Here is a 7,450-nt window from a genome sequence, read left to right as displayed (position 1 = left end):
GCACGCGCACCCGCGAGGCGCACCCGGCGGTTCGGGCGGGTCAGCAGCGCAGCCGAGGAGACAGGCCCCGGGCGTCGATCGGCCGGTCGCGGTAGGTGCGCGCGACGAAGTCGAGGAAGGCGTCCACGTCGGCGATCGTGGACGGCAGGCCGAGCGAGACCCGCACCGCGCCGCCGGAGGGCAGCCCGAGGCGGGTCAGGTAGTCGTCGAGCGTCCCGCCGGAGGCGGCCGTACGCAACACCGCGCCGCGCAGCATCCGGCGCCCGATCGCGAACGCCGCCTCGCCCGCGCCCGGATTGCAGAAGCAGCCGGTGCGCACGCAGATTCCCGCGGCGGCGGTGTCGCGGGCGACGATGCGCTCGTCGACCACGACGCCGGCGGTGTCCAGGATGTTCAAGGCGACCGTGCCGCCCCGGGCGTGCACCGTGTCCGGTCCGTACACCCGGATCAGCGGCGCGCCGGAGTGGTGGCGTAACTCGGCCAATCCGGCGAGCAGATGGGCGGTGAGATCGGCGACCCGGTCGTGGATCGCCCGCATGCCCAGCGAGTCCACCCAGGCCAGGCCGTGCGCGACGTCGGGGATGGCGAGGAAGTTGAGCGTGCCGTCCTCGTAGGCGGATTCGTCCCCGGCCATGCGATGCCAGCCGCCCTGCGCGCTGACCGCCTCGATCGTGCCGCCCGCGAACCACGGCCGGCGCAGCCGCGCGAGCGCGTCCCGGCGGGCCAGCAGGCAGCCCACGCCGGTCGGGTAGCCGAACACCTTGTACCAGCTCACGGCGACGAACTCCGGCTGGATTGCGCGCAGATCGAGCACATTGGTGGGCGTGAACGCGGCCGCGTCCAAGAGCACGTCGTAGCCGTGGTCCCGGGCGACGCCGATCCAGTCCAGGGAGTGATGGACCCCGGTGAAATTGCTCTGCGCGGGATAGGCGAACAAGCCTCGGCGGCGGGAGAGCGCGGCGCGCAGCGCGTCGCCGTCCAGGCGCAGATCGGCGCCGGTCAGGCCGATGTAGCGGGTGCGGGCACCGCCGGCGCGGGCGTATTCGCGGATCCCGTTCACCGAGTTGTGGTTGTCGATCGGCAGGACCAGGCGGGTGCCCCGGCGGAACGGGTAGGCCTCGCCGACCAGTCGGCAGGCGCCGGTGGCGTTCGCGGTGAACACGGCCGCGTACCGGTCGGGGTCGGCGTTGAAGTGGTCCAGGATCGCCCGGCGGGTGCTCTCCACCAACGTCGTGGACGCGACCGAGGCCGGGTGTTCGGAGTGCGGGTTGCCGAAAACGGCCCCGGACAGCCGCTCCGCGTGGGCCCGTCGTTGGCTGCGTGCGGCCAACCCCGCTCCGGTGTGGTCGAGGTAGACCAGGCCCTCGTCGTCCAGGTAGCCGTACTCCTCCCGTCGGATCGCGTCGAAGTCGGGATCGAGCACGTCGGCGGCCACCACCGGCCTCACCTCCCCCGGGACTGTCGAGTCTTGCGCCGCACCGGCGGCGCCGTCAACGGATGCGCCGGCCCCGCGCCGCCGACCGGGCCCGGGCCGGCCGGTGCCCGGTCTCGGCCCTGATGGTTGATCCGCGGCAAGGATCCCCTAGGGTAAGGAAAGGTAAGGCTTGCCTCACCGAATCGCCCTGCCCCAGCAGCGCGGGCCGAGCGCCGCCTCGTCGCAGCGCCCGGCTCGTGTCCCCACACGCGCCAAGGAACCAGGACCCATGCCGATACCTCGCCGCCGGATCGCCGCCGTCGCCGTGACCCTGTCCGCCGCCCTGCTCACCGGAGCCTGCGGCTCGGACTCGTCCGACGGGAACAAGGGCGGCGGCAAGCCCGCCGTCGCAGCCGGCGGCAAGGAGTTCGGCAGCGCCGGCCAGGTGACCACGGGCCTGGGCACCGACGCCGCGCCCGGTCAGTACCCGCGCACGATCCGCACCGCGATGGGCGACGTGACGCTCAAGGCGCAGCCCAAGCGGGTCGTCGTGTTGGACACCGGCGAACTGGACAACGTCGCGGCGCTGGGCGTGCAGCCGGTCGGCGTCGCCTTCACCGACGGGTCCCAGGAACTCCCGGCCTATCTGGACGGCAAAGCGGGCAAGCCGGCCAAGGTCGGCACGATCAACAGCCTCAACCTGGAGGCGATCGAGAACCTCAAGCCGGACCTGATCCTGGGCAGCAAGCTGCGCGCGGAACAGCAGTACGCGGTGTTGAGCAAGATCGCGCCGACCGTGTTCTCGGTGCGCCCCGGCTACACCTGGAAGGAGAACTTCCTGCTCAACGCCGCGGCCCTGGACAAGACCGCCGAGGCCCAAGCGCAGTTGCACGCCTACCAGACCCGGGCCAGGGCGCTCGGCGACAAGCTGGGCTCGAACAAGCCGACCATCTCCATGGTCCGCTTCATGCCGGGCAAGATCCGCCTGTACGCGAACAAGTCGCTGATCGGCACCGTGCTCCAGGACGTGGGCCTGCCGCGTCCGGCCAACCAGAACATCGACGACCTGGCCGTGGAACTGTCCGAGGAGCGGATCACCGAGGCCGACGCGGACAGGATCTTTGTCGGCACCTACGGCCCCGCGGACAAGACCGCGCAGGCCCGGGTGACCGACAACCCGCTGTGGAAGAAGCTCGGCGCGGTGCAGAAGGGCAAGGCCGTCACGGTCCCGGACGAAACCTGGTACCTCGGCCTGGGCGTGGTCGCGGCGAACTCGATCCTGGGCGACCTGGAGAAGAACCTGATCGGCTGAGCCCGAACAGCCCCCGGTCAACCACCCGATGCGGCGCCCGGCGCGGCCTCGGGGACCAGCGTCCGGGTACCCGAACCGGCGGCCGGCTCCAGCGGTTCGCGCGCCGCGTACGCGAGCAGTGCGGCGACCCCCGCGGCCGGCCCCTCGGCGCGACGCCAGTGCTCGTCGCGCTCGGTCAGCGCGGCGAACAGGCGCTGCCAGGACCGGTCCTCGGTGCCGAGCAGATCCACGGTCAGCGCGGCGACCTCGGTATAGGCGGCCGCCACCGCCACCCGCACCGGCTCGGACGGGTCGACGCGTGCCCCGGCGTCGGCCAGGTAGCGCAACACGCGGTCGGCATGACCCACCTCGTGCACCAGGTCGTGGCCGCCGAGCAGGCCCGCCTCGATCAACCCCTCGATCTCGACGTGCCATTCGGCGGTACCGCCGTCCGGCAGCACCCACGCGGCGACGGTCCGGGCCGCCCGCGGGCCGCGCCGGGCCGCCGCGAACGCCTCGGCGGGACGCAGGTCGGTCGCCATCGCCACGACGATCTCCTCGGGCGCGTCCGGCCGACTCACCAGCGCCTGCCGCACCCCGGCGGGCCACGGCTCGCGGGCGTGCTCGCTTGCCAGTAGCGTCCAGTCGCACCGGTAGGGGCGGTCCAGGATGCGTTCGGCATCCGCGAGCCGGTCACAGGTACGCAGCCTGGCGACCAGCCGGGCCGGCGACAGTTCGCGGTCGATCCGCGAGGTCAGCACCGCGACGCCCGCTCCGATCGGGTCGTCGACGCCGTCGACGCCGGTCAGCGCCTTCGCGGCGACCCCGGCGGCGCCGCTGCCGAGCAGTCCGCGGTCGATCAGCGCGCGCAGCCGATGCGGGCCGCCGAAGCGCAACGCGTTGCGGGCCGCGATCAGTTGGTCGAGCAGCGACAACTTCCCGGCCATGCCGGCCAGCGCGACCTCGACCACGTCGGGGCACGCCGCCTCCACGGACACCCGCAACGAGTCCGCCCAGTACTTCGAGAACACCCCGGGATCGAGCAGGCGCCGGCGCAGCACGGGCGACAACGGCCGGGTGTCCTCGGCCGCGCGGGCCAGGATCCGGCGCCGCTCGGCCACGTTCCCACGCCGCTTCACGTCGCCGTACAGCCGATCTTCCAGCACCGGATCACCCCGATCGAGCAGCCTCTCCCGGATGTGTCGGGTGTGCGGCGAGCGCGGGTCGCCCTCGGCCAGGACCAGTGCGGGACCCACGTCGGCCAGACCCAGTACGTACCCGACGAGGTCGTCGCCGACGTGCCGGGTGCGCTTGGCGTCGCGAGCCAGGGAGCTCGGCGCCTGCGGGCCCAGCAACGGGAGCACGGCGCGGAGCACGTGCACGTCGGCGTACACGAGCAGGGCCGCACCGGCGCTCGACAGCGTTGCGGGCGCGGGTTCGGGTCGGCGGTCGGGCCCGGCGGTGACCCGATCGAGCAGTGCGGGCAGCGGCAGTTCGCCCGCGTCCGTGTCCATCGCGGTCAACGCGGCGAGCCAGCGGCCGCGATCGTGGCCGAGTCGGTCGGCGAGCAGTGCGCGTACCGCCCGGGTGAGCGGCTTCCGGGCCAACTGGGAGAACTCGCCCGGGCGGGCCGCGCCGAGCACGCGCGCCGGCGTCGTGGCGATCATCTCGGTCGGCCCGACCAGGCCCGCGCGATAGCGCACGGGGGCGGAGGCGGTGTCCCGGAAGCCGGCCGGATCCCGCCGGGCCAGTCGTTCGCGCGGCAGGTCGCACCCGCCGGCCGCACACGCCGCGACCAGCCAGTCCGGGTGGCGCAGGCCGGGCAGATCTGCTTCGAGGGTCTCCGCGAACACCGCGAGCACCGACGGGTCGGTGGGTATCGGCGCATCCGGCACGATCCGGCGCAACAACTGCGCGGCGGCGAGCGCGCAGCCTCGATCGGGGGTGTTGCGCCGACCGCGTCTGGTCGGCAGGGTCGGCCCGGTCGGCTCGCCGGTGCGCAACGTCGGCGCGTGCCGCGCGAGGGCGCGGGCGTACTCGGCGATCTCCGCGTCGTCCAGGGCCCGTTGCGCGGCGCCGGGCGGCCGGCCGGCCGCCTGTGCGGCGACGGTGATCAGCTCGGCGACGGTGCCGGTGAACGAGTCGAGCAGGCCGAGTCCGATCACCGTGGCCTCGACGTGGCCGGCCAGGTGGGTCCGGACCAGTTCCGCCAGTCGTGCCTGGATCGGCGCGGCCACCGTCTTTGGCGTCAGCTTGGGCAGCGCGCGTAGCACCTCGCCGGCCGGCCGTGCCGTGTCCACCAGCCGGACCGGATCCAGCAGGTCTTGATCGACGCAGTCGTTCACCCACGCGGCATCGGCGCGGCCGAACGCGACGGCGCCCAGCCGGTCGACCGGTTCGCGGTTGAGATCCTCGGCGCCGGTGCCGCACGTGCGGTTGACCAGGGCGAGCCGAAGCAGCCGGCCGAGTTCGCCGTCGGTGTGCTCGTGGCGCAGGAGTTCGTCGATCGGCTCGGGCGGGTACGGCGTTTCGCGATGCTGCGCGACCAGGCGCGGCAGGTCGTAGACGTACGGTTCGTGCACGAGGGTGGCCATCAGTCGGCGGGTGGCGTTGCGTCCCCTGGTGGTGGCGAACACGCGCGGCAGGGCCTCGGGATCCTCGTAGGGGATGCGCGAGGTGCCCAACCGGCTCGGCCCGTCGGGGGCTTCGAGCGCCTCCAGGACGGCGGCCGTTTGGTCGCAGTGGCCCGACCCGCCGAGGAGTTCCACCAGGCGCCGGACCGCTTCGGGGCCGCCGCGCTGCCACACCCGCAGGAACGCGAAGCAGCGTACGTCGGCGGACGGGAACGTATGGAGCGCGGCGTGCACGAGTTCCGGGTCGCCGCTGACCGCCAGCGGCGTGAGCCGGCGCTGGTCCCGGCAGTCGAGCAGGTCGGCGCGCAACCGCGGGTCCAGTGGCACGGGTGCGGTACGGCCCGGGGTGCGCGGCACGCCGGAGGCGATGGTGCGGCGCAGGGTCAGCGGGGTGTGATGGTTGCGGTACACGGCCGCGTCGACGCTCGGTTCGTCCAGCGCCACCAGCCGGCCCAACTCGCGCGGATCCAGGCCGGCGTTGCGTGCGACGGTCGCACAGACTCGCGGATCGCGGGTGGCCAGCGCGACGTCGAGCGCGTGCGTCGGCAGCGGCCCCTTGCCCAGCAGGTCGCGCAACAACTCGTCGGGCAACTGCGGCAACAACGCGCGTAGGTCCTCGGGTTCGGCGGCGTAGAGAAGAAACCGATAGGGCCTGGACAGGGCCGGCGGAGCGGTCGCACCGGCGTCCGGAACGGATCCGTCGGCGATGTGGGCCAGCAACTCGGCCAGGGTGCCCCGATGACGCGAGAGGGTGACCCGCAGCGTGGCCCAACGGCTTGCCGAGTTGCCCAGGTGACGGTGGATCAGGTCGGTGAGCGGGCGGCCGGCCGGGAGTTCGGCCAGCGTGGCGACCGCGGCCCGGGCGGGGGCCATCGTCTCCAGGACCAGCGTGGTGTGTCGCTCGTCGATCAGCCCGGCCGCGGCGGCTGCGGCGGCGATCCGGGCCGACTCGGGGTGGCCCGGGTGGTGCGCGGCGGCTTCGAGGAGGGCGACCGAGGGACGGGCCGTTCGGGCCACGGTTTCCGGGTGCGCCCGGTAGAGCTCCACGAGCAGGGCATCGGGACAGTCCGCCCGCCCGGCCAGCGCGGCGCAGGCCGCCTCGGGCAACGGCTCGGCCCGCTGGGCGGCGAGGAGTTCGGCCCAGTCCAGGTCGCGGCGCCAGGTCGGTTCCGGCTCGCCGGCGCGCAGACCGGTGATCAGGCCGGTGGTGCCTTCGGCGGCGAACACCGCGGCCCGCAGGTCGGCGACCCGTCCCGAGGCCAGGGCGCGGGCGGCGAGATCGGCGATGTCGGGCGCGATCGGCGGACCGACGCCGCAGCTGTCGGTCTCGATCGGTGGTCCGGGCCGACCGCCGACCGAGTCCGGGTCCGTTTCCATCTCCGCGAGCAGCCCGGCCAGCCGCGGCGCATCGACGAACAGACCGAGCGTGCCCCGGAGTTGCTCGGCCCTGGTCAATCGCGGGCCGCTCGTGCGCAGCGCGTGCTCGACCAGCGCCGGCACGTCAGACACCACGGCGGCACCGACGAAGTGCGGGTGGTCCGGCGGGTCTTCGGCGCAAGCCCGGATCTCCTCCAACAACACCGTGAGCGCGCCCGGATCCGGATGCCGGCCCGGGGCGAGCACTTCGCGGCGCATCCACGGCAGCGCGGTGGCATGCCGGTACACCAGCCGGTCCACCACCGGGTCCGGCCGATCCAACAGCGCGGCCAGATCGGCGGCGGTGGCCCGGGGGTTGCGCGCCACCGCACGCCGCACCAGCACGTCGGGATCACGAACCGCCTTGGTGCGCCCGACGATCGGCAACGACGCGTCGGCCAGGTAGCCGGGGTCGGTCTCGCCCAGTCGATGGCGCAATCGGCCTGCGTCCCCGGGTTCGCCGCTCGCCACCGCGAGCCCGAGCAGCACCTCGGCGGCCGGGTCGTACCGGCGCGCGGCTCCATGCGTCACTGTTCGATTTCCCCTCGTCGGGCCGACCTGTCCACCGCCGTTTCCCCGTTTCGGGCGGGTTCCCGACGACCACCCCACCACAACTCACCGACGGTTGGGCTTCGGCGGGCCATCGGTAGGGGGCCGGATAGGGGTGCCTCGCGGGAGCCGGCCTCAGCGCCGGCC

General features: G+C 73.8%; 3 protein-coding genes. 1 reads left to right on the top strand and 2 read right to left on the bottom strand.

Going from position 1 to position 7,450, the window contains the following annotated elements; genetic code table 11:
* Window positions 1-40: 40 nt before the first annotated feature.
* Window positions 41-1,438 carry an aminotransferase class V-fold PLP-dependent enzyme gene (locus ABZS54_RS19110; protein ID WP_355536914.1) on the bottom strand — a complete coding sequence of 466 codons (1,398 nt, stop codon included), beginning with the start codon at window positions 1,436-1,438 and terminating at the stop codon, window positions 41-43.
* Between the two features lie 265 nt (window positions 1,439-1,703).
* Between ABZS54_RS19110 and ABZS54_RS19105 the strand changes: the two genes are divergently transcribed.
* Complete coding sequence (locus tag ABZS54_RS19105) at window positions 1,704-2,726, top strand: iron-siderophore ABC transporter substrate-binding protein (protein WP_355536911.1); 1,023 nt, start codon at window positions 1,704-1,706, stop codon at window positions 2,724-2,726.
* A gap of 17 nt (window positions 2,727-2,743) precedes the next feature.
* Here the strand turns inward: ABZS54_RS19105 and ABZS54_RS19100 are convergent, their stop codons facing one another.
* Window positions 2,744-7,285 carry a hypothetical protein gene (locus ABZS54_RS19100; RefSeq protein ID WP_355536908.1) on the bottom strand — a complete coding sequence of 1,514 codons (4,542 nt, stop codon included), beginning with the start codon at window positions 7,283-7,285 and terminating at the stop codon, window positions 2,744-2,746.
* Between the last annotated feature and the right edge of the window lie 165 nt (window positions 7,286-7,450).

The sequence above is a fragment of the Embleya sp. NPDC005575 genome, assembly GCF_040605455.1.
Classification (GTDB): Bacteria; Actinomycetota; Actinomycetes; order Streptomycetales; family Streptomycetaceae; genus Embleya.
This window is presented reverse-complemented; position numbering and strand designations above follow the sequence as displayed.

What these genes read in the sequence shown, in the direction of transcription:
- ABZS54_RS19105 (WP_355536911.1), top strand. Translation starts at nt 1,704, where the DNA reads ATGCCGATACCTCGCCGCCGGATCGCCGCCGTCGCCGTGACCCTGTCC.